A 1,659-nucleotide genomic window follows, 5' to 3' on the forward strand; every position below is an offset into this window, starting at 1 on the left:
GCCAGGCCTCAGCATTTTATTATGGTGATCCCCTGGGCGAAATGCGCCTGGTAAGCAGAGTTTTTGAAATGTAAGGCCTTTGAATAAGACAAAAGGCTGCCTCATCGCTAACTTTGCAACAGTGCCATTTTAAGCGTTATGCTAAGCCCAGGAAGCCGCAGGATCTTTTGAACCACAACTGCATTAACGTCCGCTATTCTGATACGAGTGGATTGTACGCCTGGGAATTCGAGAAAGATGCTCAGAAATTCAGTCTGAAAGTCAAAGGGCAATATATTGCGAACAGCACGATTCATCAGCTCGATGCAGCATTAGACGGGCTGGGGATTGCCTATATTCCCGAGTATGTTGCAGATGGATATATCAAAAGCGGCAAGCTGATTGCTGTTCTGACCGAGTGGTGTCCATATTTTGACGGCTACCATATTTATTATCCTCACCGCCGACAGGATTCTCCTGCGTTTATGGCTTTTCTGCAAGTTTTGCGTGACAGGTACAATAATGGAATAAGATAAATTTATGAGTAAAGGATTATGTCCACGATAAGCACCTGGGTCGATTCCTGGGAGGCGGCCATGAGGGTAGGGAAGCGCCGTCCCGTCAAGTCAGCGTAATGCTCTGCCAGTGTTACAACCAATTAACCAATTCTGATTAGAAAAACTCATCGAGCATCAAATGAAACTGCAATTTATTCATATCAGGATTATCAATACCATATTTTTGAAAAAGCCGTTTCTGTAATGAAGGAGAAAACTCACCGAGGCAGTTCCATAGGATGGCAAGATCCTGGTATCGGTCTGCGATTCCGACTCGTCCAACATCAATACAACCTATTAATTTCCCCTCGTCAAAAATAAGGTTATCAAGTGAGAAATCACCATGAGTGACGACTGAATCCGGTGAGAATGGCAAAAGCTTATGCATTTCTTTCCAGACTTGTTCAACAGGCCAGCCATTACGCTCGTCATCAAAATCACTCGCATCAACCAAACCGTTATTCATTCGTGATTGCGCCTGAGCGAGACGAAATGCGCGATCGCTGTTAAAAGGACAATTACAAACAGGAATCGAATGCAACCGGCGCAGGAACGCTGCCAGCGCATCAACAATATTTTCACCTGAATCAGGATATTCTTCTAATACCTGGAATGCTGTTTTCCCGGGGATCGCAGTGGTGAGTAACCATGCATCATCAGGAGTACGGATAAAATGCTTGATGGTCGGAAGAGGCATAAATGCCGTCAGCCAGTTTAGTCTGACCATCTCATCTGTAACATCATTGGCAACGCTACCTTTGCCATGTTTCAGAAACAACTCTGGCGCATCGGGCTTCCCATACAATCGATAGATTGTCGCACCTGATTGCCCGACATTATCGCGAGCCCATCTATACCCATATAAATCAGCATCCAGGTTGGAATTTAATCGCGGCCTCGAGCAAGACGTTTCCCGTTGAATATGGCTCATAACACCCCTTGTATTACTGTTTATGTAAGCAGACAGTTTTATTGTTCATGATGATATATTTTTATCGGCACTGTTGCAAATAGTCGGTGGTGATAAACTTATCATCCCCTTTTGCTGATGGAGCTGCACATGAACCCATTCAAAGGCCGGCATTTTCAGCGTGACATCATTCTGTGGGCCGTACGCTGGTAC

Annotated in this window: 2 protein-coding genes; one reads left to right on the plus strand and one right to left on the minus strand. The window is 45.0% G+C overall.

The features are described 5' to 3' along the window. Positions 1-113: 113 nt before the first annotated feature. Positions 114-515: a LysR substrate-binding domain-containing protein gene (locus tag FTV13_RS15440; protein WP_001183556.1), complete on the plus strand. Its 402-nt coding sequence runs from the start codon at positions 114-116 to the stop codon at positions 513-515. A gap of 136 nt (positions 516-651) precedes the next feature. Here FTV13_RS15440 and FTV13_RS15445 read toward each other — a convergent pair whose 3' ends face one another. After that, complete coding sequence (locus tag FTV13_RS15445; protein ID WP_000018323.1) at positions 652-1,467, minus strand: APH(3')-I family aminoglycoside O-phosphotransferase; 816 nt, start codon at positions 1,465-1,467, stop codon at positions 652-654. Positions 1,468-1,659 lie beyond the last annotated feature (192 nt).

Source organism: Acinetobacter sp. YH12235, from assembly GCF_013417705.1.
Lineage (GTDB): Bacteria > Pseudomonadota > Gammaproteobacteria > Pseudomonadales > Moraxellaceae > Acinetobacter.